This is a genomic window from Exiguobacterium sp. s150 (genome assembly GCF_018618435.1).
In the GTDB taxonomy this organism is placed as follows: Bacteria; Bacillota; Bacilli; order Exiguobacteriales; family Exiguobacteriaceae; genus Exiguobacterium; species Exiguobacterium alkaliphilum.
The window spans coordinates 46,057-68,761 of the sequence record NZ_JACSMC010000014.1; the positions used below are offsets into that span (position 1 = coordinate 46,057).

Below are 22,705 nucleotides of genomic sequence, written 5' to 3' on the forward strand. Positions count from 1 at the left end.
TAAGGTTTTCAAACATGGAGGTATCTCATGAAAAATTCTGTTATTTTCTTAGATTGTTTCCATAAAATCGAAACGATGTTGTGTCAGCAATTAAGACAAGAAGAACATCTTTCGTTTTCCTATCTTGTGGAGCGAGCCGCTAAACAAAATCCCTTGATTCGACAAAAAGCAGAGCGACTCAAAAGTTTTGGACGCTTGCGCAACGCTATTCAACATGGGAGCGGATTGAACGGTGAGCCGATTGCGGAACCTCACGAGAAAATTGTGAGTGAGATTATTGAAATTGAAGAGAAGTTACGTTCTCCGAAGCGAATGAACACCTTCTTCTGTGACGTCTATTCATTGAATGAAACGGACTCGATGAGTAAAATGCTCCAGTTTGTTCATCAATTCCAATACTCTCAATTTCCTGTTTTTAATTCAGACGGAGAATTTATTTCGCTTGTGACTGAAAGCGGTATCACGAATTGGCTGGCGTCAAAAGTGAAGGATGATCTCATTTCATTCGAAGAGACCAGGGTGAGCGATCTTCTTTCTGTCGATGAACTTGCTGAGAAGTATCGCTTCGTTTCGAGAAGAAATACTATCTATGAAGCAAAAGATTACTTTTTGCAGGCCGCAAATCAAGGCAAAAAGTTAGAAGCATTATTGATTACGGAATCAGGGAAGTCGAATCAAGCGTTATTGGGGATTGTGACACAGTGGGATTTAGCTAAATTTGATTGAGAAATAGAGAAGGAAGCTGACTGTTACATCAGCTTCCTTCTCTATTTCTGCTTAGGGGCAATTAAATTTAATTAACTAAAATCGGCTCAATACCCATCTCATCAAGCAACGTCCATAACGGCTCCATCGCTTGATCCGCATCCCGATAGAAATGACGGCCCCGGACACGCCAGAATGTCCAACCGGCCCGTTCGAGCACTTTTTGCCGGAACATATCTTGCTCGTAGACGTCCGGCCCGTGCCAGCGTTCACCGTCACATTCGACCGCAAGGCGGTTCGATTCGCCTTCGACGACGAGGTCGATGCGATAGCCATTCACTTGAACTTGCGGACGAACGAGATAGCCGCGGTTCGTCAAGCGTTTATACACTTCTTCTTCGAAAGGAGAGTCAAACAAGTGCTGGACCGCTTCGAACGACTCTTGATCGCCGAGCGGGTTCTGGCAATAGTTGACGAGTTTGTAACGCATGCAGTTTTGATTGCCGATGTCTTGCAGTGTCACCGAGTGGAACAAAATCATCTGATCTCGAGCCCGACTCGCCGCGACATTGAAACGCTGGCTGTCGGTCTCTTTCGTGAGTGCGGCAAAACGGCGGTTCGGTGCGACGACGAGTGACAGCAACATGACGTCACGCTCATCACCTTGGAACGTATAGGCATCACCAAAACGGACATTGTGCTCAATCAGTTTGTCGATGCCGATCAAGTCGGTTGCCATCCGCTCGATTTGATCCGTCTGGGCTTTCCCGAGGAGCGAGATGATCCCGAACGTCCGCTTTGCGTAGCGTGGGTCGTCAATCAACTGTTTCAAGTGATCGACGAGCGCTTTCGCTTCCGGGACGTTGAACTTGTCTTTCGTCGTTTCAGCGACGTTCCCATCCTCGACAAAGACGCTCTGCACCGCCGGCGTCAACCGTTCGGCACGTTGCGGGAGTCGGAGTGGGACGATGCGGCCTTCATACACATGGGCGTTGCTGAAACCGATAATCTCCGGCACGCAACGGAAGTGTTCACGGAGCCCGACCGTCGCACTGAACTTGACGGAGGCGAGGTCGTATAGACTGGATGAGCCATCGAATAACGTCATCGTCGTGTCGTTTCCGAAGTATGTCTTTTTCTTCTCTTGGATCGCATTTTGGTCTTGGAACGTCGTTGGACTGATTTGGCGGTCGTCCCCGACGATGATGGCTTTTCGAGCACGCGACAAGAGCGAGATGGCATCCATCGTGCTTTGCGAGCTCTCATCGAAGATGATGACGTCGAACAGCTCATCGATTTCTTTGAACGATTCGAGCACGCGGTTCACCGGCATGATCCAAACTGGGATCGCGTCTTGGGCCGCAGCCATTTGACGGGCGGCTTCCCGCTTATGACGAGCCGCATGTTTCCCGGTGCCTTTCCCTATTTGGCGAATCAACTTCGCCCAACTGTTCAAACGTTCTTGTTTCGACGGTGTCATCCGCGTCAGCTGCTCTTTCCACGCGTATGTCGCACACAAGTCCGCCGTTGCTTTTCCTTCCTCTTTCTCCAATCGTTTCATCTTCTCCCGATAATCGTCGTCGCTCAGTGCTTCGAGTAACGTCAAGACACGTGCTACTTTCCAATCGAGTTCGAACGTCTGAAGTTGAAGCGTCGGAGCAGTCCCGTCGTAAAACGCGTTCAACCAACCTGGCGCGACTTGTTTGAAGCGCTCTGTTAGTTCTTTTAGGCGTGTCGCTTTTGTGTTTTGTTGTTCGAGTAATGCCAACTCTTCAATGGACTGTGTGTAACGTCCGGCATCCCAAGTTTGCACCGCTTGCTTGAGACGTAACGCCGCAGGATGGATGTGCGCGTCATGGATGAGTGAAAGATAAGACGTCTGGATTGTCTGTAGCTCCTTCATCTCATCGAGCGCCAGCGAGGCATCTAGCTCTTGTTTAGCTTGCGCCAACCAAGCTTTCTCATAGCGGAACCGTTCGTTGTACAGACGGAAAGTCGGAGCCAATGACTGGTTGTACGTCACAAAGACAGCTTTCCATTCACGGAGCGCATGAAGCGCCGTCCGATAAGACGAAAATTCAGGCGTCTCTAACTCGAGTTCAAAGTGCTCACACGCATATTTGAAACGACGTGATAATGTCGTCAACGATGACTTCAATTCATTAAATTGTTTCAACAGTTGAAGGTCGGCACTCGATTGCGGGGCCTTCCCGTCAATTTTGGTTTCATCGAGTAAGACGGCATATTTTTTACGTTTCGTCAGTTTGAAGAAAAAGCCGTCGGTCTTTCCTTCGTCTAAAACCGGACCGAGTTCGTCAGCGAGCGTCCATACATCATTCGGTAAAGTAGACGGCAATTCGATGTCGTGGACGGCGAGTTTACGCTCCAACGACTCGAGTGCTTTGACGTCGCGTTCAAACGCCTGACAGTCTTCTTCACATTGCACTTCATCGCTTCGATGGGTGGCCCAGTAGCTGTACCGTTCACGTAGCCACTCGGGTTGACGATCAAATGACTCGAGCAACGTCTGAATATGGTCTCGTGTCTGTTGACGAAGTGACGTTGATTTTTCCTGTAACCATGACGCAGCGGCCTGCGTCTGTTCGAGAGCGGCGAGTTGTTCGTAACGACCGCTTTCAGCTAAGAACGTTTCAAGGGACGGAAGCGTTGTCGTCGCTGGATAGGTCGTCACATTCGGTCCTTGGTTGAGCATTTCCCGTTCTGCCATGAGTTGATAGAAGTCCGCCAATTCATCAGCCGTCAGCGGACAAGTGTCTGTCAATACGGGGAGCGGAAGCTGCATCGTGACTTTTTGTTCGCTCGTCCATTTCGCCCAATCGGTCGGTGAACGCGTCTCATCGAGATATGGAATCACTGTATGCTCGCTAGCGGCTTGCTCAATCATTTTCCGACGCAAACGGGCAATCTCTTCACGTGTCTCATACAACTTTTGTTGCTTTTGTGTTCCTGTCTTCTCTAATTCCGAAGCGGTCGTGCGATTCAAGTACGAGGCAATCTCTTGGAGTGAACTTTCCGTCTGCTTTGTCGTCTTTGAATCTGATCCAAGGATGGATACCGCGAGCTGGCGAATTTGGGCCGGAAGTTTATCACGCAAGACGTTCAACGCATGTTCCTTTTCACTGGTGACGAGGACGCGCTTTCCGTGTGCAAGCAAGTGCGAAATCAAGTTTGAAATCGTGTGACTCTTCCCGGTACCAGGGGGTCCTTGTACGACGACACCGGCATGGTTACTCAATTGACTTAAAATGCGTTTTTGTTCTTCATTATATGGAAGCGGGAAGAGAATCTCTTCACCGACCGGCTTCCACGTGTCACGATCAAGCGCGTCAAGCGCGTGGATTTCTTCGTCGTTCGACGTCAAAAACTGTTGCAAGGCAGGTGAAGGTGATAGACCGTTTTCGATCAACGTGGCCAAGTTCTCATGTTCTTCGACCCACGCATGGGCAGACTTCTTGCGAACGTATAAGCGCATGCCGGGCATTGCATAGACGGTTGCGATTTCGCCATAGGCGTGGTCGTCATTCAACAGCTTCAATACACGCTCGGACTGCTCTTGTAATTCAGTTTCGACCCATGGTTTGAAGTCGAAAGTGAGCTCTTCTTTAAAATCGACTTCGTATCGGGATAGTTCAGATGACATCCAAACATGGTCACGGTCGAGCATATCAAGTTCGAGTTTCGTCGGTATGGCTGACGCTTCGATGCGGAACAGACTCTTCTCTTGATCGAACTCGAGTACGGCTGCTCGTGTGAACAACGGCCGTTCGACTTTGTCATTCGGCCAGTGCAACATCCCGAATGAATAGACAAGTTCATATGTATCGCTCTCGGTCGAGAGAAGTTGCATCGTCCGATACATCGTGTCGTATAATTTTCGAGCAGACTCGTGTGCTTTTTTCTCTTGTTCCCACGTTTCAATCGAGGTTAAAAAGTCATTGAACGTCGCGTCGAGTTTTTCAGGAAACAATTCTGTCCGTTTATACGTTTCGCCTTCTTGGAGAACGTAGGCGTACAACTCTCGCGGAAGACTTGGGCGCTTCTGTGCGAATGGTGCGAGAAAATGAACTTCGATGGAGAGCTCCTCTTCTTGAGTGACGCGCACGTTTGGATACGTTAACGCCTCGGGAGATAAAAGAAGTTCATAGTTTTTTGTATTAGTTTCAGTACGAATATCCATCCGTTTGACAGCCGCTAAAAACTTAAATAAATCAGCTGTCTTTTGTTGGGTTGTTGCATTCATGGTGTAATCCTTCTTTCTTTCAAAAACGATGGTGTGACAGTCGTCTCATTCCAAACATAGGGAATGTTTCCCGTCTATTTAGGAATCAATTAACATTATAACTTTAGTCTGATTATTTTTGAATGAAATAGTTATCTAACCTACACATAAATATTGAAAGGTTGTTAGTATGAATATTAAAGGATTTATTGTATTATTTAACCAATAAAGATTTTAGGGGGATTGTAGTTATGGAAGAAGTGGTATTTTACTTGCAACAAATCGCTAATAAACTGGACAGTATCGAGGGGAAATTAAGTGATATAGAATCTGAAACCTCATTTTTAAATGCTACATTGTCTGGAGTGAACACAGAATTGGGAAACATTACTTTTACACTTGAAGAGATTCAAGGGTCGGGAATGTTTAATAGCGTCACTGATGTTCACGATAAACTTGTGGAATTTCAAGGTCATGGACTGCACAATTTTGGCGACATTATAGAAGCGATTGAAGAATTGAAAGGGTCAGGTCTATATAATACTATTTCAGACTTGCATGAAAAATTAGATAGTATTCAAGGGTTAGGATTTAACAGTATTTCAGATGTAGTAGATCGACTCGATTGAAACCTAATTCTAATCTGTAAATAATACAACTCCATCACAGTGATGGGGTTTTCTTTTGTCTCAGAAGTAAACTTCCCATTTGAACCCTATCCGTTATTTTATCTACCTAATATTAGGAAATCCGTTATAGTGGATGCAATGATTGAACAACGGGGAAGGATGAGAGAAAGATGAACCAGTATTATTTAACAGAATGGCGAGCATTAACGAAAGCAACGGACGTGACGCTCCATCTCTATACCGTACCGCTCCAAGATCCATCGTCACGCCATACGCAAGGTGGAAAGTTGATTTTCCAATTGAATAAATTGAACAACTTTCAACCGATTGTGTTCTTTGATCAGTACATCGCTTCATTTGAGGAAATCAAACAGTGGGGAAATGAGACGTTTCTACAATACGAAGCACGTCCGATCAATCTTTCACGTAATGTCGAGCGAACGCTACTTGAACGACTGTTGAAAAAGCAGTTGGAGCGATTGGGACATCCACAGTACATGATGAACCGGGGGAAGTTCCGCTCGAAACAGGCGCATCCGCAGTCGACGAGCGGGCTACTCGTTTATCCGGCACTCGATCTCAACGTGAACGTGTCTGAGACGGATGAAATTGTCTTCGGATTCGATTTGACCCATCAATTTGAATACCGCGAAAACCTACTGCAGCAGCTCAAGCGTGAGCCGAAATCCGTGGCTACGGGAATGCGTGTCATCGATTCGACTCATCCGAAGTCGTATGAGTACGAATTTGTAGAAGTTGCGCCATATCGAGCGAGTGAAGTGAGTCCGATTCTAAAGTGTTCAATCATTGATTATTTCGCAAAGAAAGATCCGAAACGAGTCATCGCACCAGACGCACTCGTCGTACACGTCAAAGATCGAAACAATCAAATTCTTCCATACTTACCCGAGCAACTGAAACAGAGTTGTTCATTTGAGACGATTCCAGCTAAACAGCTCGGCGCAGTCAATCGAATCATCAAATTGTCGCCAGACGCGCGAATGTCAAAACTGATGCCGGAAGCACTCGAGTTAATCGGTCGACTGCCGATGCTTCAGTTTGAGCGGAAAGATGTGCGGGCCGCTCGTCTCGGCTATACCATCAAAACGTTACAATCTCCTCGACTGCGCTTCGGTAAAGGGAGGACAGCAAGCTACGCGAAGGGTGGTTTGAATCAAGGCGGCGTTTTTGAAACAGGGGAGGCGACCGTCAGTTTCTTTGTCGACCCGAAATTACACGATCGCCAAAAATTGCAACAAGTCCTCGATTTTATCAAAAAGCTTAAGACCACGTCTGAACGCTTTGGCGTGACACTCAACGTCTCGAATAAACCAAAAGGATTGAGCCAAACGCTCTCTACCGATTTGTTGCAGGCAGAAGACGTCATGTTCCAACTGAAGAATGTCCCGAAACACTTTGAAGGTGTCGTCGTCGTCATCGCCGAGGAAGCATCGCTCAATCATTCGTATCAAGCCATTAAGCGGGAATTTGGTGGGAAACATGATGTCGTGACTCAATGTGTGGAGCTACATGACCGCGTGCTGAACTCTGAAGATACACTGTACAACATCCTACTCGGTGTGTACGTGAAGGCAGGCCTACAACCTTGGATTCTCGGTGAACCGCTCCACTCGGATTGTTTTGTCGGGTTAGACGTAAGCCATGAGAATGGAAAACATGCGTCGGGCATCATTCAAATCATTGGGAAAGACGGGGCGATGATTAAGCAGAAATCACTCTCGACAAGTGAAGCAGGGGAGAAGATCAGTGCTGAGACGATGCGGGAAATCGTTTATGACACGCTTCATGCGTTTGAAGAACAGTACGGACATGCGCCAACGCATATCACGTTCCACCGGGATGGGTTTGGCCGTGAAGATTTGGCTCTCATCGACTCGCTTCTTTCTCCACGTGGGATTCAATTCGACTACGTGGAAATTTTGAAAAACGTCAATCGACGGATAGCGATTCATGAGAAGGAATGGAAGACGTCACAGGGGCTTAGCTATTCAAAAGAACGGATGGGCTACCTACTCTCGACCAATCCTCACGCACGTGTCGGGATGGCGAAACCGCTCAAAGTGGTGCAACAGACAAACATCTTACCATTTGAGGCTGTGTTAAGCGATGTGTATCGTTTATCGTTCATGCATGTCCACTCGCTCTTAAAAACACGACTGCCGATTACGACACACTATGCGGACTTAAGTTCGACGTTCCATAACCGTGGATTGATCAATGCAAATACGCAACATGAAGAGGCGTTGCCATTTGTTTAAAACGATAAGTGTTAATAAAGTGATTTTTGCGACAATACATGAGACGACGAAAGGATTGAAATGGAATCGGCATCTATTACACCCATCAACGTGAAGAGGCATGGCGACAAGCTTTAAAACAAGGTTATCTTGAAGCGAGTGATGCGCACACGATGTTTATGCAAGAAGAGCTAGAAGACTTTAAACCGGCTTATGATTGGATGGTTGCACAATATGAAGCACGCGTCGGCATCTCATTGAATGGGAACTATCCGATTTGGTGTTGGGATGAATTCCCGGATTTAGGTCGTGACGGACACATAGGCGAAGGGAATCGTGGTGTCGTACTAACGGTTGAGTTGCCAGACGAAGAGGTGCTGGCGTCCGAGTTCTCGTATTGGCATCACGTACTGAATAACTTTCCGTTGTACGAGACGTTAGAAGAGTATGATTCTGACGAGCGACCGAGTGAGGCGTTTGTACGGAAATCATGGGAGTGTATTTTTGACAAAGCTTGGTGTGAGAAAACGATTGAGGACCAACCGAACGTAGAACTGGTCTATCAATACGTCGTTCATCGAATTGATTTGACACAGGTTCGGGCGGTCATGTCGTTTACGGGACGTGGTGACACTTGGTTGGATCGAATTCGAGGAATAGGATGGCGGCTCGGGTTCAAGTTAGGTGTATTCAAGTCGAAACCGTTTCGATACAGAGCGAACGATGAAACACGTTGACTGCAAAAACTGTGAGGGAAGAGGAGGCGAAATCAATCGGCTGGATTGATGGGATTACGAAGGAGACCGAAGCAGGTGAGTTCGCCCAACGTTTTTCGCCGAGGCGCAAGAATAATAACTGGACCGAGTTGAACAGAGAACGAATTAGTTATATTTGACAATGCTTCCGACGAACATCACAAGTGCCCAGGCAGAAAGAATCACAAGCTCCACCCATATAGAGCCGAGTCCAGCGACAGCTTCGATCTGATGGGGCCGAGCAAGAAGATGTTTGGCAAGTACTCGAGCAAACCGATGATAGAGAACCGGTCTTCGTACACCAATAACATCGGTGAGAACGAGAAAAACAAAATCACCGCCGACGATGAGCGAAGATCTTTCGTAAGTTCATTATTTGATTAGCCTTGCATGGCGCTTAAAAAAAAACCAATAATAGCACCATCGCTTAAGTGACTAAATCATCACTTTAAAGTCATTTGGCAGTCACTTTGCCTTGTTACGCTAGTTATAGAAGAGGATGACCTCAACGAATAACTAAACAAACGGAGGCGTATGATGGATATCAAGGAAATTGTCATTCGATTAAGTGCATTTTTTGTACCTGCCGCTATTCTTGCGATTGGCGTTTTAGTATTATCTTTTATTGTGATTAAAATGAGGAAGAAAAAAGGCATGAATCCCTCAAGTGGTGGCAAGAAAAAGGCGATAATCGGCTCACTTCTTGTAGCGTATTATTTTATTGTGATTGGAATTACGAATTTAAGCCGAGGCGAATCTTTCTCTGGGCAAGTGAACCTAAATATATTTAGTGGATACATTGATGCATGGAACTCATTTTCACTAATCGCCTTTCAATTGATTGTTTTTAACGTCTTGATGTTTGTGCCACTCGGTATCCTCTTGCCGTTATATAGTCGTCGATTTATGCAATTTAAATGGACGTTCGCTGCAACGCTCCTTGCCACGTTAGTCATTGAAATTTTTCAAGTCGTGACGGGGAGAGGGATCTTTGAATTAGATGACATTTTCCATAATACGTTGGGTGGTGTCTTAGGATATCAACTCTTTATGCTCACCCATGAAATCGTTCGAAACAAAAGCATTTCATTGAAACAGCTCACAAAACGACTTGCGCTTCCCATGGTTTTACTTTTTGCAGTTGCAGGTTGGTTCTCTTTTTATCATTTCAAAGAATTTGGGAACATGAGCATTAATCCAACCTACGGAACCGACATGGAGAAGGTGACATTAAGTACTACGATGGAGTTAAATTCAGAAAAAGCTTATGCACCCGTTTACAAAAACAAATACAGCAACGACGAAGAACATGGACGAGACGTCGTTGATAATCTTCAAAAGAAGTTACGTTTGCCAAAGCTTGCTGAAGAAGGACGAGAAGGCGACAATCGGATGTTCACGTTCGAAAAAGAACAGGGGACCGATTATCAAATGAGTTATTATATGCGTGATGGGACATGGTCACTGATGGATCACGAGTTTCTGCCAGAAAACGTGACGTATGAAAACAGTGAAGAAATGAAGGCATATGCGACAGAGATGCTTGCTCGTTTAGATTTACTTCCGAAGCAGGCTGACTTGACGATTTCCGAGACCGGGACGTTTCACTGGATGATTCAGCCGTCTACTTATTCAAGTTCAGAAATTTAGGATGGCGTCATCATGATGGATTTCAAAAAAGACGGGAGTGTCGGTTCGCTGTTTTATAGCAATACGATCAACGAATTCATTCGTGATGTTGAGATTCTGTCTCCAAAAGAAGCGTATGCGAAAATTGAGAATGGCGATTTCGATCAATACAACCCGCTTCAAAAAGGCGACCAGTTAGTCGTGACGGACTGTCAATTAGACTACATGTATGACTCGAAAGGTTTCTATCAGCCCATCTATTCCTTCTCTGGAACACTAAATGGAGAAGAGTGGTCATTACGTGTGACGGCCATGAAATGATGCATTTGAAGTATGGGTTCACGGAAAGAACCGGTCAACAGTGTTCAAACGAGCACTGTTTTTTGTTTACCGTCATGTCTCGTCTATAAGACAATGAAGAAAACGTTTAAGGGAGGAGCGATCGGATGGAAATCGAGAATTTGCTACGATTTGAGGGGCGACAAGATTTTCGGAAGTGGCTTGAAGAAAACGCAATTGAACAGTCTTTTTGTTGGGTCATTCTAAGCCGAAAGCGTGAAGGACAAGGATTACTTTACTTAGATGCTGTAGAGGAGGCGCTTTGTTTCGGATGGATTGATGGCATTACAAAAAAGACGACAGAAGGCGAACTCGCACAGCGTTTTTCACCGAGACGTAAAAACAGTAACTGGACCGAACTGAACAAAGAACGCGTCCGTCGATTACAGCGACTTGGTTTGATGACAGAGAACGGTGAACGGGTTCTTCCTGATATGCGAAACGAGTCGTTCCGGATTGATGAAGAAATCATAATGCGTTTGCAAGGAGACCGAGAACTCTATCAAAACTTTAGTAACTTTCCTGAGTTATATCGCCGCATTCGGATCGATACCATCCAAAGTGTCCGTCAAGACCGAGACCTGTATACGAAACGGTTGAATAAGTTCATTGAAAAAACGAAAGCGAACGAGATGTATGGGCAATGGAATGATGGGGGTCGCTTGATAGAATAAAAAAAGGTGCCGCCATTCAAGTCAACGCGACACCTAGTTTCAATCAATCCGTCTGTTTCCGGTTATACATGGCAATACTCCCAACGAACATGATTATTGCCCAGGCAGACAGAATCACAAGCTCCACCCATGTAGAGCCGACTCCAGCACCCGCCTCGATTTGATGGGCGATGTCGATAATCAGGACATTCGGCAAATATTCCAATAATCCAATAAGCGCGAATGAATCTTTGAATACGACGAGCATTGGAGAAAACGAGAAGAAAAAGAACGGAAGCATAACGACGAGGGAAGCTTCCATGACAGTTTTCGTCATTAACCCGAAAATCGTTCCAACAGCGATATAGAAAAGTGCTAAGACAATCATCGCGTAACTGATCACGAATAGATTGTCCGGCGAGTAGTCTAAAAGGAACGCACAAGCAATTACAGTCAGAATCGTTGTAATGAATGTCAGTGCACTTTTCCCGATTAAAATATCAAGCGTACTCGCTGGTGAGAGCATGAGCCCACGTAACGTGTTCTTCTCTCTCTCTTCTGCAATCAAGGCGCACTGAACAAAAATCGCGACGAGGCTGAATGCGATATTGAAGACAAAATATGTGATGTCGATGCCTCCTCCGCCGAGCTGTGAATAGAAGACGGCGAAGAACAGCGGCATGATCAACGTCGAGGAAACAAATAAGTTCCGTGATAAGTCTTTATAGTCTTTCTGGAAAATGGCGAGTGCCCGTTTCATTGAAAATGTCATGATAATTTCCTCCCCGTCACTTCGATAAAGATATCCCCGAGCGTCGGCTCGTTCGAATGGATGGCCGCGATGTTTTGGTCGCGCACCTGTTCATAGAGCCAGTCGGCCCCGTCTTTTCCTTGTTTCAATTCAACCGTTTCCCCGTCATGCAGTTCGACGCGCATCGAGCCGTTCGCGTATTTCCGGCGCAATCGTTTCGGGGCGTCGAGCAATTGAATCTCCCCTTGATGTAAGAAGGCGATGCGGTCGCACAGTTCTTCGGCCTCGTTCATGTCATGCGTCGTCAAGAAGATCGTCGTCCCTTTTGCCTTCAACCGTTCGATGCCTTTATAAATGTGGCGCGAGTTGACCGGGTCGAGCGCGGACGTCGGCTCATCTAAAAACAATAGTTCTGGTTCATGTAACAACGCCCGGGCCAGTGTCACCCGTTGCAGCATCCCGCGTGAGAGTGCCGCGATGCGTTTTTTGCGTTCCCCGGCCAAGTTCACCATCTGGAGCACGTCATCGATACGTGTGCGTGGCTCGTCGTATAGGTCGCAATAGAGTTGTAAGTTCTCTTCAATCGAGAGACGCGTGTACAGTCCGCTGTTGTCGGTCAACACACCGATCCGTTTCCGATACTGTTCTTGTTTCAACTCCGAGACCGGCACGCCGAACACGGTTGCGTCACCTGATGTCTGCGTGAGTTGGGACGTCAAGATTTTGATGGTCGTCGTCTTCCCTGATCCACTCGGTCCAAGAAAGCCGAACACTTCTCCCTTGCCGACAGAAAACGTCACGTCGCGTAACGCCTCTTCATTGCCGAATAGCTTTTTTAATCCGTTCACTTGAATAATCGGTTCCATTTTCGTTCCTCCTCGTCGATATCGTCTTGCTTGCTTACATCATATCGAGAGGAAGAGGAGAACGCATTAGAATGGCGGTAACTAGCGCTTTTAGAGGAGCGAGTGGAGCGAATCGGGCGGTGAACGGAGCCTATTTCAGTCCAATCATCGTCTTCAATTCGGCCATTTTCGTCTTCGAGAGCGGGATGGTCGTCTTTTCCGGATCATCGAGCACGAGACTGAAACTGTTCTTCGTATACGTGATGACTTCCCGCACGCGTTGAAGGTTGACGATGTACGACCGGTGACAGCGAAAGAAGCCGTACGGAGTCAGACGCGTCTCGAGCTCGTTCATCGTGAAGACGCTCGGGAACTGCTCGGACTGACTGTGCAATACGGATTGTCCGTCCTGACTCTCGATGTAGTCGATTTCCGGCGGGTCGAGCAAGACGATTTTCTCGTTCACTTTCGTCGGAATCTTCTCGAAGCGGACGTGCATGACATCAGGCGTTATGTCTTCGTTCGCATCCGGTTCATCCGGTTCCACGTCGAGTAGGCGTAGGTGTCGGTGGTCGATCCGATAGACGGTCGACGTGACGAAGAGGGCACTCTCCATGTTGCTCGTCAGAAGCAGGATGGCTTTTTGTTGCTGTTTCAGTTGCATCAAGACGGTCGCGAACAAGTGCCGTGTCTCTTGGTCGACGTTTTGATCGGGTTCTTCAAGAACGTAGATGTCGCGATTATGTAAAAGTAGCGCCGCGTATTGGACACGCCGGACGAGCGATAGACTGATTCGGTTTAAGCGTTTCTTGCGATATGGGGTAAGTTGGACGGTTTGGAGGACATCATCTAGCGATTCCTTCGATTCATATAGTTTATGTGTGAAACGCAGGTATTCCTCGACCGTCAACCGGTCGTATAAGCCGTCACGGATGGAGAAGACTGAGAGCGTGCGATTCGCTGTATCGATGTTTCCGGAGTAGTTTGCGTGTGCGTCAGTCAATAATGCAAATAATATTTCCCGGGAAGTGACGCCACAGTGGATGGCTGCGATTTCACCCGGTTGGATGGTGAACGAGATATTTTCAAGGATGAGCGTGTCTTGTTGGCGAACAGAGACGTTGTCGAACGTAAGCACCGAATCCCTCCCTTTTTAGTGGGATTATACCATTGATTCATAGAAGACTTGAGTAATGAATTGGAATAAGGCTATGCTAGACTGGAGATAATTTAAAATTGAGAAAAATGTAATCAAAGGAGCGAACGTGGAGATGAACGAAATACAACGACTGATGGACAAAGTGATTGAATTCCGTGACGAGCGTGATTGGGCGTTCCACCATAACCCGAAAGACTTGGCGTTATCGCTATCGCTCGAGGCGAGCGAGCTGTTGGAGTTGTTCCAATGGGTGTCGAGCGAAGAAGCGCTCGAGACGAAACACGTCGAGATGAAAGAAGAACTCGCGGATGTACTCATCTACGCGCTGACGTTCGCCCATGCGGCAGGGATTGATGTGTCGCAGGCGATTGAAGAGAAGCTCGAGAAGAATGCGGTGAAGTATCCGAGTCCGAACGCATAAGTTGCAGTCGACCGATTAACCCTGACCATTATTTTCACTACTTTTTGATATGAAATCGGATAAAGTGGTGAAAGAATAAGTCTGGAGAGGGTTAATGAATATGGGCATCTATTATACGTATCAGCATGAAGATGCTTGGAAAGTAGCATTGGAGCGAGGGTATCTCCAAGGTGATCCTCACTACACCTTGTTCAATGACGAAGGATTCGATTTTTTTAAACCGGCCTATGACTGGATGGTCGAACAGTACGAGCTGCGAATTGGGATTTCACTGAACGAAAACTATCCGGTTTGGTGTTGGGATAAGTTTCCTAATCTAAGCAGCGGTGGCCATATTGGACAAGGGAACAAAGGTGTTGTGTTGACAGTTGAATTACCAGATGATCAAGTATTGGCTTCAGAAATTTCATTTTGGGAGTTTGTTCCGTACAACTCTACTTTTTGCGATACAGCCGAGGCCTTTGATCATAGGGAAAATATTGATCCGGTCCATACTCGAAAGTCATGGGAAAAAATCTTTGATAAAAAATGGTGTGAGGAGATGGCGATTCATAGGTCCATCGAAGCACCGAACTATCAATACGTGATTCATCGAGTCGAGCTACATCAAGTTCAAGCCGTCATGCCGTTCCGAGACTTGAGTGATAGTTGGTTGGATCGGATCCGAGGACTTGGGTGGCGTCTCGGCTATCGACTTGGTTTGAAAAAGTCGAGCCCATTCCATCGGCAAGGAGACTGTTATTTTAAAGAAATCAGTTTAAGAGGGGAAGACAGGAATCATGACCCAGCGCGAACGGTTTGATCACTTATACGAGGCGGGGAAACGTTCTACCCGCCAAGCACTTCTTCTTGGAGTGTTCATCAGCTTACTCGGCGCCATCTTTTGGTTCACGGGCGAGCGTCGACTCGCCGAACTGGTTTGGTTCGTCCTCTTCATTCCAGCCATCGGGTTCGTCAAAATAGGGGCACGGACGAAGACGTTGCTTACGTTCAACGATGCGCCTGACTATCGGCGGCTTGTTTGGTATGAATATTGGAGTGGGATGGCGGTCATCGTAATCTTTTGTCTGTTGATTGTATCGTTGCTGCTCCGCCCAGAACAAGCGAATGTTTTGCTTCTTGTGGTCGCATTCAATCTGTTCGCATGGATCGCGTCTTCGAGACTTGATCACGAGCTTGCGAAGATCGACCCGGAACATGTGACGCATAAAGCCTATGAACGTGGGAAAGTCGGCTTCTTTCCAAAATAAAGTCGACCAAAAGGGAGTAGCACGCGCTACTCCCTTTTAGTTTAGTCGTGAACGATTGTGAAGCTGTAAGCGTTCGTGAGCGGATTGTGAATGATTAACTCATAGCTGAGTTGTTGTTCATCGGCCTTATCGACTAGTAGATTAATCTCAGACATGTGGAAGGCGCGTTGCGTGGCGAACGTCGCGACGAGTAGCACACTGCCGAGAATCGTTGTGAGGACGAGACGTTTCGTCCAAATCGTGAGTGGTTTCGACATTAAGAACGTGCCTCCATCTTCTCTTCGATGCGGTCGAGACGCTCCACTAACACATCGAACTGTTGTTGCTGATGGGCCGCAGTTTGGCGCTCTAGCTCGAGTCGCGCGTCGGCCCGCTTCTCATAACGACCGATAAAGCGAACGATCAATACGATGATCGCGATGATTAACGCGAGTGGGATAATCATTGCCAAGAGACTGAATAGTAACGTGAATAGTACATTCATTCTTTTTCCTCCTAGTAGAAGCATTCCTCAATTAGTATTCATACAAAAAGGAAGGCGGAGAGTAGATGCATCGCCTGTAATTTGGTTATGATTGATTCATTCACTAGAAAGGGGCTGACTTATGGCAATCTACTATACATACCAACACGCAAGCGCTTGGAAAGCAGCGAACGAAAGAGGCTATTTATTCGGCGACCCGAACTTTGGCATCTTTCAAGACGAGGACTACGCGTATCATCGGCCCGCCTACGACTGGCTCGCGGGGCAGTATGAACAGCGAACTGGAATCTCCCTTCATGGGAATTATCCTGTTTGGTTGAGTGATGCACGGCCGGATGTAGGACGAAGCGGTTACTTGGAGCCCGGAGAGCCGGGTGTTGTGCTGACGGTTGAGTTGCCCGATGCACATGTACTTGAACTCGAGGCAGGTTATTGGAACTTTGCAATGAATCGTTGGTTTCTGACGTTTGAAGACCGAGAAGCGAAAGACGAGAAAGAGTTGAAGGAATCGTGGGAGAAGATGTTCGACCGCGACTGGTGCGAGTCGATCGTCGAGGCGTATCCGGGGACGAACACGAAGTATCACTATCTCGTCGACCGGATTGATGTCGGGCACGTGCTCGATGTAGTGACGTTTACTGAGGTAGGTGTGTGATAGAGCTACCGACACGACTTGGGACAAACGAAACGGGTTACATCATCAACCAAACAGACGTGACACAGATTCAACCGATGTTTCGACCACTGCTCGATAAGGTGATTCAGCTGTTGCGAGAAGAGTTTGCAGAAGCGTTACATAGCGTATATGTATACGGTAGCGTCGGGCGTGGGACGGCCATAGTCGAACAGTCGGATTTAGACGTGACAGTCATCCTCAACCGGGAGCTAGACATTGATGGATTGAAGTCACGGACCCTACTACTGTTACAGGAACATCCAGAAGCGATTAAAATCGATTATGACATTGGACTATTGCATACGGCGCTCAATCCTACCAATCATTTTGAATGGGGGTTTTGGTTACGTCATATGTGCGCATGCGTTTATGGGACGGACTTGTCTCACCGCTTTCCACATATGAAACCGGATGAGCGAATTAGCCGAGCGTTGAATCGAGATTTGTCCGATCAGTTACGAGAAGCGCAAGTGAAATTGAAGACAAGACGTATGACAGAAAAGGAAAAGAAGTCACTAATCAAACGGATGATTCGAGGCGCGTATTTGACAATCAACGTCGAAGATCAAAGTTTTGTATCGACGATTGCAGATTGTCTGTTTGTGTTGCGCCTCTATTTTTCGAACAGCAAAATCATAGGTGACTTAGAGCGAGGCATGGAGTCAGAAGAAATTCAGGATGACTGGTTGGGTAAGTTGATTGCACAGTATGACTCGTTGTTCCTTCCACGATTGTAGTCGTCGTTCAAAACGACTTCGGTTCGTCTAAATCATCAAAATGAAATTCGACGAAAATCATCCCGAGGATGAGATACATGATTACGAAGGTCCGAACTAAATTGGGTACGTAGAGGATTTGGAAAAACAGCAACCCTTCAACAGAAAACACAAATAGATAGGCAAGGAGATACATCAATAGCTTGCCTTTTCGAAATAAAACATCGGAGCAAACAATCCTGCAAATAGATAAAGTACACTGACAACCTCTAGGAAGAGCGATTCTGAAATGCCATATCCAATGATGAGAATATGGACAGGGACGAAGCACAGTAAAAAGACATTGGACATGGCAGCTTCCGTTTTAATAAATCGGGATAACCCTCGCATGAACAAGATATATGGGAATAAAAGATAATAAAAAAATCGTTTCATATGTAACGCCTTTCCCGAGCGATTCGCTCAACTCATGTATATGTATCGTTTTCAGTATAATGGGGGCACAACGTATATAAAAGGAGTATTTACATGACGCAATCCATCGCAATCATCGGAGCCGGCGTAAGCGGACTATATGCCGCGGCCCTCCTCATCGAAAAAGGATATGACGTCACCGTTTTCGAGGCGCGCGACCGCATCGGGGGACGGGTGTTGAGCCATGACGGCTTCGACCTCGGTCCGACCTGGTATTGGCCGGATACGGAAAAGACGATGGTACGGCTAGTCGACCAGCTCGACCTCCAAGTGTTCCCCCAACAAGCGACCGGTGACTTGATGCTCGAGCGTCAGTTCGGTGTCATCGAACGCCATACGCTTCCACCAGGACACGTGGTCCCATCGATGCGACTCGTCGGTGGCATGGCCAGCTTGACGACCGCGCTCGCAGCAACCTTACCGCCCCATACGATTCAATTTCAGTCGACGGTCACCTCGATGAGACAGGTCGAGCGTGGAGTCGTCATCGAGCTCGAACGAGGAGGGACCGAAACGTTCACGCACGTCATCTTGGCCATCCCGCCTCGGCTCATCTCACGCATCGCGTTTCAGCCGGAACTGTCTGAGACGATGAAGGCGAAGCTAGCGTCTATCCCGACTTGGATGGCCGGTCAAGCGAAAGTGCTCGCCGTCTACGATCGTCCGTTTTGGCGAGAGAATGGGCTATCCGGTCAAGGGATGAGCTGGGCCGGCGTGTTACAGGAGGTGCATGACGCCTCGCAACCGGATGGACTTGCGGCGTTATTCGGTTTTTTCCGCTTATCCGCTACCGAGCGCGCGTTGCTTGAACGGGACGAACTGAATCGTCGCGTCATTGATCAACTCGTACGACTATTCGGGGAAGAGGCGCGCCACCCGCGTGACGTCTTATCCGTCGATTGGTCGAGCGACCGCCATACGGCAGCGGTTGAAGATACGGAGCCGCTGACTGATTTTCCTGTCTATGGACCGATTCCAGTAGACGCCGGTTGGGCGAAGTATTTGTCTTTCGCCGGGACGGAAACGGACTCCTTCTTCGGCGGTCATGTCGAAGGGGCGCTTCGGTCAGCCATCCGTGTCGTCGAGCCATTCTAACCAAAAATGCGTATCTTCCCACACGTGGGACGATACGCATTTTTTATTTGAACCGTTGAATCATCAACGCGAGCGAACGGTTGATCATTTTCATCTCTTCATCCTCAAGGACAGAGAACATCTCTTCGGCGAGCCGTTCCTCGATGGCATCGATTTGCTTCGAGTATGCATGGCCGAGCGGACCGAGGCGGATGAAACTCTCACGCAGGTTGTCCGGGTTCTTCTCTTTCTGGACGAACTCACGCTGTTCGAGCACTTTGAGCACTTGGCTGACGGCGCTTTTCGAGATGTTCATCTTCGTCGCGATCTCCGTCGTCGTCCATGTTTCTTGTCGTTTGAAGAGGAGCAACATCTGTTCTTGCTGATAGCTGAGTTGGAACTCGTTCAAATCGGTGAAGTATTTGGTGAACAATAAGTCGAGCTCGTCGATTTGACGATACATCTCGATGACTTGTTGTTTGCGTGTCTCGTTCAAAGGTCGTTCTCCTTTCATCGTGTGTGACGGAACGTCTGGCTCCGTACGAATAAGAGGGCACTAAGCGCCAATCCGATTATACCAAACGTGATGAGTAACGTTTGAATCGGCACGGCGAGCGCGACGAGCACGGACAAGACGGCGAAGGCGACCGGTTCAAGGCCGGACGCGGCGAGCGCCATGATGCTCATGACACGACCAATCTTGTCTTCGTCGCTATGCTCCTGCATGAGTGTGACCGCCGGCAAGTAGACGAGCATCAACATGAAACCACTCAGCGCCGCCGTCAACGCGAGCATCGGAATCGATTGGGCTTGCGTATACAAGAGGAACGCGGCAATCGTCAGCAACAAGGCGCGGAAGACGAACCGACCGCGATGGACCGAACGCATCAGTAAGACGAGGAAGCTCGCGACGAACGTCCCGACGGCAAGTCCGCCCTCGATGACGCTCAAGTCAAACGCCGTACCGCCACGCTCCCCGACGAGGATTGGGATACTCATGATGAGTGGCCCCATGACGAACAGGTTGACGATGGCGATGGACAGCGTCCCGCTCCGTAAAATCGGGGTATGCGAGACGTAGCGAATCCCTTCTTTTAAGTCGACGATAACGTGAGCGAGGGACATGACATGCGTCGCCGGGATTCGGTCTTGAATCAGGCGCGGCATGATCAACAAAGCGGCAAGGAAGATGAGTCCGGCCGCCGTCCCGAAACTGAGCCCGAACCCGCCCCATGTTAACAAGAGTCCTGCTAAGAAGGGACCGATGACAAACATGAGCTCGAGCGAGCCTTGGAACAAGGAGTTGGCCCGTTGCAACTCGTGCTGTTTGACGAGGGACGGGATGAGGGACGAGAGGGCCGGATACGACATGCCGTCCAAAATCCCAAAGATGACGGAAATCCCGATAAGTGCCGCGACCGAGTACAAGTCGAGTAGATGGAGGCTCAAGACAGCCAACATGAGTGCGGCCTGGCCTAGGTTTGTCAAAAATAAGAGCCGACTCTTTTGGAAGCGGTCGGCGAAGATGCCGCCGAACACCATCAGCACGACACGCGGAAGCGAGACGGCGGTCAAAATGATTCCGAGCAAAGCCGGTTGTTGTAACACATCGATTGTGAGCCACGACACGCTCAAGAAGAAGATGGAGAAGCCGAGCGTCAGCGTCATCCCGGACAGCCAAGTGAAGACGAATCGTGGATTGTGAAGCAAATTCATAAGGTAACCTCATGCTTTCTTTATTAAAGTTAAGTTAACTAAACTATAAAACGAGATTCAACTTTAGTCAATCAACTTGCCCGGATTATAAAATTGTAAAATAACGGAACTTTTATAACGATTCTCACGTATAGGTTGATAAAGAGGGAAACACTCGCCCAGATGAAATGAGGAATGAGATATGGATAGGCAACAACGACTGACAAAAATGAAGCAAGGGAATCGGAAGTGGTTCTTTCTGCGGATGCTATTTGCTATTCCGTTCGGTGTGATAGTTTTTTTACTGTTACAGACAAACACGCAAGAGCTACTTTACGGCAGCTTGCTCGTCCTAACGACATTGCTATACGGATATGTCTTACGACAAGAGTATCGATTCATGAGCAGTTTCACAGAACGCACTCGTACAAAATGTTTCATTTCACTTCAATATACGTTTGATTATGTGTTGATTCTCTTCATCGGACTCGTGTTTCCATGGGTCATGAAATCAGAGACAGCCACTTGGTTGCCATTCATCGGCTTTACAGTCGGTATTTTCATCCTCTCGGTCTCAGAACGGGCGATAGATGAGAAAGTGAAACAAAGCGATTCCGAGCAACCAACACGTCGTGAAGTGAGAGGATGGTGAGCTAAGGAGATGACAAAACAAGAACGCATCAATGCCATCTATAAATCGAACATGAAGATGGCAGTCCTACAAGGGCTCACTACCTTTCCGATGACATTTTTTACGGTCGGCTTGATTCGTTCAAATTCATGGAATGGATGGTATGTGCTCGGTATCGCTGTCTGCTTGTTGTTGCTTGGTGCTTCCTTCTTTAAAGCGAATCGAATCGAGGCGAATATGACTGAACACGAATCGGCCAAGCAAATCATCACACGACGGAACGGATTCCTATTCGGAGTATTCGTCATGTCTATTCTCTCGGTCGCATTGACGCTCAAACTCGGATGGACCTACGCATGGATTTTGATTGTGACCGGTGGCGTTCTCTACGTCGGATACCGATGGATTCGACGACAAGACGAGCGATTGTCTGCTATCGACCCGGAGCATCCATTGTTTCGTGAGATGCGACTCGATTACGTGAGAGATTAGGAGGGATATGATGGAACGGGAAGCCAGACTATCTAAATTAGTGAACATCAAGAAGCGATATCATCGCTTCGTCATCGCGAGCACGCTCTTCATTTGGGGAGCATCGCTCTACTTCATGATGGACCTTGTGTATTCCGGTGTGCTTGCGGTCATCAGTCTCGTTCCGATGATATGGCTCGAGTGGAGGCAGACACGCACCTATCTCACGTTCAATCGCGACCGTTCATATCGGCGTCTCATTCAGCTGAATTTCTTGTTTCTCAGTTTTACGTTCGTCTTACTGTTTAGCTTGGTCGCTTTGCTTTTGACCGGAAACATTCACCGAGACGTTCTTATGTGGGTGATCATCCTCGGGGGTCCACCGTCAGTCTTATGGCCGTTTTGGTTGGACCGGAAGTTGCTCGAAATCGATTCGGAGCACGTGACGTCTGGTATGTTGGCGAAAGCGAACCGTGCGAAGTCGAAGCATCAACTTGATGAAATACAAGAATAAAAGGACGGCATGACTATGACGAAACAAGAACGGATTCAAGCGTTAGGCCAATATCGAGAAAAACATCAACGCAGTAGTTTTTGGCTGACGATGGCACTCATCTTCTTCAACTCGTTCACGTTAGGGTTTGAGGACTTCTGGTGGGTATGGGGGATTGGGTCCCTACTCATATCAATCGGTCTAGTGCGTATCATGCTCCGTGAAGGAAAGAAAGCGATGACGCTTACGACCGGGCGTGGCGAATTGCTTACAGATTTTACGAACGGGAAAGCCCATACCGGGCATAGCCCGCCTTTAAGCATGGGATGAAAGTGAGTTCGGATGTGAAGAACATCC

General features: G+C 47.6%; 25 protein-coding genes. 17 read left to right on the forward strand and 8 right to left on the reverse strand.

The annotated features are described in order from the left end of the window. The first annotated feature begins 27 nt into the window (after positions 1-27). Positions 28-726: a CBS domain-containing protein gene (locus KNP76_RS08590; protein WP_214844157.1), complete on the forward strand. Its 699-nt coding sequence runs from the start codon at positions 28-30 to the stop codon at positions 724-726. A gap of 67 nt (positions 727-793) precedes the next feature. Here the strand turns inward: KNP76_RS08590 and KNP76_RS08595 are convergent, their stop codons facing one another. After that, complete coding sequence (locus tag KNP76_RS08595; protein WP_214844159.1) at positions 794-4,966, reverse strand: AAA domain-containing protein; 4,173 nt, start codon at positions 4,964-4,966, stop codon at positions 794-796. A 230-nt stretch (positions 4,967-5,196) separates the two neighbouring features. On the opposite strand from KNP76_RS08595, the gene KNP76_RS08600 reads away from it, so the two are divergent. The 6 genes from KNP76_RS08600 to KNP76_RS08625 all read left to right on the forward strand — a co-directional run bounded on the left by KNP76_RS08600 (position 5,197) and on the right by KNP76_RS08625 (position 11,229). Then, on the forward strand, positions 5,197-5,574 hold the full coding sequence (locus tag KNP76_RS08600; protein ID WP_128124310.1) for a hypothetical protein: 378 nt from the start codon (positions 5,197-5,199) through the stop codon (positions 5,572-5,574). A gap of 170 nt (positions 5,575-5,744) precedes the next feature. Next, positions 5,745-7,853 (forward strand): Piwi domain-containing protein, encoded by a 2,109-nt coding sequence (locus KNP76_RS08605; RefSeq protein WP_214844161.1) that lies wholly within the window; start codon positions 5,745-5,747, stop codon positions 7,851-7,853. A 71-nt stretch (positions 7,854-7,924) separates the two neighbouring features. Then, entirely contained in the window at positions 7,925-8,569 is a 645-nt protein-coding gene (locus tag KNP76_RS08610; RefSeq protein ID WP_371816196.1) for a DUF3841 domain-containing protein, read from the forward strand. Between the two features lie 555 nt (positions 8,570-9,124). After that, complete coding sequence (locus tag KNP76_RS08615) at positions 9,125-10,237, forward strand: VanZ family protein (protein WP_214844163.1); 1,113 nt, start codon at positions 9,125-9,127, stop codon at positions 10,235-10,237. A 12-nt stretch (positions 10,238-10,249) separates the two neighbouring features. Further along, positions 10,250-10,537, forward strand: a complete 288-nt coding sequence (locus tag KNP76_RS08620; protein ID WP_214844165.1) for a hypothetical protein — start codon at positions 10,250-10,252, stop codon at positions 10,535-10,537. 125 nt (positions 10,538-10,662) lie between these two features. Further along, a complete protein-coding gene (locus tag KNP76_RS08625) occupies positions 10,663-11,229 on the forward strand; it encodes a YdeI/OmpD-associated family protein (RefSeq protein ID WP_214844167.1) in 567 nt (188 codons plus the stop codon). 43 nt (positions 11,230-11,272) lie between these two features. Here the strand turns inward: KNP76_RS08625 and KNP76_RS08630 are convergent, their stop codons facing one another. From KNP76_RS08630 to KNP76_RS16045, 3 genes are all read right to left on the reverse strand, one after another. Beyond that, entirely contained in the window at positions 11,273-11,980 is a 708-nt protein-coding gene (locus KNP76_RS08630; protein WP_214844169.1) for an ABC transporter permease, read from the reverse strand. Next, the gene (locus KNP76_RS08635) at positions 11,977-12,825 is read right to left on the reverse strand and encodes an ABC transporter ATP-binding protein (RefSeq protein WP_214844171.1); all 849 of its coding nucleotides are present in this window, start codon (positions 12,823-12,825) and stop codon (positions 11,977-11,979) included. Before KNP76_RS08635 ends, KNP76_RS08630 begins: the two co-directional genes overlap by 4 nt. A 130-nt stretch (positions 12,826-12,955) precedes the next feature. Then, positions 12,956-13,942, reverse strand: coding sequence for a LytTR family transcriptional regulator DNA-binding domain-containing protein (locus KNP76_RS16045; RefSeq protein ID WP_214844173.1), 987 nt, complete (start codon positions 13,940-13,942; stop codon positions 12,956-12,958). Between the two features lie 133 nt (positions 13,943-14,075). Here KNP76_RS16045 and KNP76_RS08645 point away from each other — a divergent pair, with 133 nt between their 5' ends. The 3 genes from KNP76_RS08645 (at position 14,076) to KNP76_RS08655 (ending at position 15,634) form a co-directional block, all read left to right on the forward strand. Beyond that, positions 14,076-14,384, forward strand: coding sequence for a nucleotide pyrophosphohydrolase (locus tag KNP76_RS08645; RefSeq protein ID WP_131505195.1), 309 nt, complete (start codon positions 14,076-14,078; stop codon positions 14,382-14,384). 100 nt (positions 14,385-14,484) lie between these two features. Then, a complete protein-coding gene (locus tag KNP76_RS08650) occupies positions 14,485-15,186 on the forward strand; it encodes a DUF3841 domain-containing protein (protein WP_214844175.1) in 702 nt (233 codons plus the stop codon). Continuing rightward, positions 15,164-15,634: a hypothetical protein gene (locus KNP76_RS08655; RefSeq protein WP_214844177.1), complete on the forward strand. Its 471-nt coding sequence runs from the start codon at positions 15,164-15,166 to the stop codon at positions 15,632-15,634. Before KNP76_RS08650 ends, KNP76_RS08655 begins: the two co-directional genes overlap by 23 nt. Before the next feature lie 41 nt (positions 15,635-15,675). Here the strand turns inward: KNP76_RS08655 and KNP76_RS08660 are convergent, their stop codons facing one another. After that, positions 15,676-15,891, reverse strand: a complete 216-nt coding sequence (locus tag KNP76_RS08660) for a hypothetical protein (RefSeq protein ID WP_214844179.1) — start codon at positions 15,889-15,891, stop codon at positions 15,676-15,678. Beyond that, a complete protein-coding gene (locus tag KNP76_RS08665; RefSeq protein ID WP_214844181.1) occupies positions 15,891-16,118 on the reverse strand; it encodes a hypothetical protein in 228 nt (75 codons plus the stop codon). Before KNP76_RS08665 ends, KNP76_RS08660 begins: the two co-directional genes overlap by 1 nt. Positions 16,119-16,239: 121 nt before the next feature. Between KNP76_RS08665 and KNP76_RS08670 the strand changes: the two genes are divergently transcribed. The 3 genes from KNP76_RS08670 to KNP76_RS08680 all read left to right on the forward strand — a co-directional run bounded on the left by KNP76_RS08670 (position 16,240) and on the right by KNP76_RS08680 (position 19,079). Beyond that, on the forward strand, positions 16,240-16,773 hold the full coding sequence (locus KNP76_RS08670) for a DUF3841 domain-containing protein (protein ID WP_214844183.1): 534 nt from the start codon (positions 16,240-16,242) through the stop codon (positions 16,771-16,773). After that, entirely contained in the window at positions 16,770-17,531 is a 762-nt protein-coding gene (locus KNP76_RS08675) for a nucleotidyltransferase domain-containing protein (RefSeq protein ID WP_371816195.1), read from the forward strand. The genes KNP76_RS08670 and KNP76_RS08675 overlap by 4 nt, the downstream gene beginning before the upstream one ends. Before the next feature lie 507 nt (positions 17,532-18,038). Further along, positions 18,039-19,079, forward strand: a complete 1,041-nt coding sequence (locus KNP76_RS08680) for a flavin monoamine oxidase family protein (protein WP_214844185.1) — start codon at positions 18,039-18,041, stop codon at positions 19,077-19,079. A gap of 43 nt (positions 19,080-19,122) precedes the next feature. On the opposite strand, the gene KNP76_RS08685 is transcribed toward KNP76_RS08680, so the two are convergent. Both KNP76_RS08685 and KNP76_RS08690 read right to left on the reverse strand, forming a co-directional pair. Then, complete coding sequence (locus tag KNP76_RS08685) at positions 19,123-19,554, reverse strand: MarR family winged helix-turn-helix transcriptional regulator (RefSeq protein WP_024372045.1); 432 nt, start codon at positions 19,552-19,554, stop codon at positions 19,123-19,125. A gap of 14 nt (positions 19,555-19,568) precedes the next feature. Beyond that, entirely contained in the window at positions 19,569-20,774 is a 1,206-nt protein-coding gene (locus tag KNP76_RS08690; RefSeq protein WP_214844188.1) for an MFS transporter, read from the reverse strand. Between the two features lie 244 nt (positions 20,775-21,018). Here KNP76_RS08690 and KNP76_RS08695 point away from each other — a divergent pair, with 244 nt between their 5' ends. From KNP76_RS08695 to KNP76_RS08710, 4 genes are read left to right on the forward strand one after another with little or no spacing between them, the layout of a single operon-like run. Then, positions 21,019-21,405, forward strand: coding sequence for a hypothetical protein (locus KNP76_RS08695; protein ID WP_214844190.1), 387 nt, complete (start codon positions 21,019-21,021; stop codon positions 21,403-21,405). A gap of 9 nt (positions 21,406-21,414) precedes the next feature. Then, positions 21,415-21,876 carry a hypothetical protein gene (locus KNP76_RS08700; protein ID WP_214844191.1) on the forward strand — a complete coding sequence of 154 codons (462 nt, stop codon included), beginning with the start codon at positions 21,415-21,417 and terminating at the stop codon, positions 21,874-21,876. A gap of 10 nt (positions 21,877-21,886) precedes the next feature. Then, entirely contained in the window at positions 21,887-22,369 is a 483-nt protein-coding gene (locus KNP76_RS08705; protein ID WP_214844193.1) for a hypothetical protein, read from the forward strand. A gap of 15 nt (positions 22,370-22,384) precedes the next feature. Beyond that, positions 22,385-22,678, forward strand: coding sequence for a hypothetical protein (locus tag KNP76_RS08710; RefSeq protein WP_214844194.1), 294 nt, complete (start codon positions 22,385-22,387; stop codon positions 22,676-22,678). Positions 22,679-22,705 lie beyond the last annotated feature (27 nt).

Bases quoted from the DNA above. Each gene is read 5' to 3' on its own strand.
- KNP76_RS08655 (WP_214844177.1), top strand. From the start codon at position 15,164: ATGACCCAGCGCGAACGGTTTGATCACTTATACGAGGCGGGGAAACGT.
- KNP76_RS08670 (WP_214844183.1), top strand. From the start codon at position 16,240: ATGGCAATCTACTATACATACCAACACGCAAGCGCTTGGAAAGCAGCG.
- KNP76_RS08695 (WP_214844190.1), top strand. From the start codon at position 21,019: ATGCTATTTGCTATTCCGTTCGGTGTGATAGTTTTTTTACTGTTACAG.
- KNP76_RS08645 (WP_131505195.1), top strand. From the start codon at position 14,076: ATGAACGAAATACAACGACTGATGGACAAAGTGATTGAATTCCGTGAC.
- KNP76_RS08710 (WP_214844194.1), top strand. From the start codon at position 22,385: ATGACGAAACAAGAACGGATTCAAGCGTTAGGCCAATATCGAGAAAAA.
- KNP76_RS08680 (WP_214844185.1), top strand. From the start codon at position 18,039: ATGACGCAATCCATCGCAATCATCGGAGCCGGCGTAAGCGGACTATAT.
- KNP76_RS08600 (WP_128124310.1), top strand. From the start codon at position 5,197: ATGGAAGAAGTGGTATTTTACTTGCAACAAATCGCTAATAAACTGGAC.
- KNP76_RS08690 (WP_214844188.1), bottom strand. From the start codon at position 20,774: ATGAATTTGCTTCACAATCCACGATTCGTCTTCACTTGGCTGTCCGGG.
- KNP76_RS08615 (WP_214844163.1), top strand. From the start codon at position 9,125: ATGGATATCAAGGAAATTGTCATTCGATTAAGTGCATTTTTTGTACCT.
- KNP76_RS08620 (WP_214844165.1), top strand. From the start codon at position 10,250: ATGATGGATTTCAAAAAAGACGGGAGTGTCGGTTCGCTGTTTTATAGC.
- KNP76_RS08665 (WP_214844181.1), bottom strand. From the start codon at position 16,118: ATGAATGTACTATTCACGTTACTATTCAGTCTCTTGGCAATGATTATC.
- KNP76_RS08650 (WP_214844175.1), top strand. From the start codon at position 14,485: ATGGGCATCTATTATACGTATCAGCATGAAGATGCTTGGAAAGTAGCA.
- KNP76_RS08630 (WP_214844169.1), bottom strand. From the start codon at position 11,980: ATGACATTTTCAATGAAACGGGCACTCGCCATTTTCCAGAAAGACTAT.
- KNP76_RS08590 (WP_214844157.1), top strand. From the start codon at position 28: ATGAAAAATTCTGTTATTTTCTTAGATTGTTTCCATAAAATCGAAACG.
- KNP76_RS08605 (WP_214844161.1), top strand. From the start codon at position 5,745: ATGAACCAGTATTATTTAACAGAATGGCGAGCATTAACGAAAGCAACG.
- KNP76_RS08705 (WP_214844193.1), top strand. From the start codon at position 21,887: ATGGAACGGGAAGCCAGACTATCTAAATTAGTGAACATCAAGAAGCGA.
- KNP76_RS08660 (WP_214844179.1), bottom strand. From the start codon at position 15,891: ATGTCGAAACCACTCACGATTTGGACGAAACGTCTCGTCCTCACAACG.
- KNP76_RS08635 (WP_214844171.1), bottom strand. From the start codon at position 12,825: ATGGAACCGATTATTCAAGTGAACGGATTAAAAAAGCTATTCGGCAAT.
- KNP76_RS08595 (WP_214844159.1), bottom strand. From the start codon at position 4,966: ATGAATGCAACAACCCAACAAAAGACAGCTGATTTATTTAAGTTTTTA.
- KNP76_RS08625 (WP_214844167.1), top strand. From the start codon at position 10,663: ATGGAAATCGAGAATTTGCTACGATTTGAGGGGCGACAAGATTTTCGG.
- KNP76_RS08700 (WP_214844191.1), top strand. From the start codon at position 21,415: ATGACAAAACAAGAACGCATCAATGCCATCTATAAATCGAACATGAAG.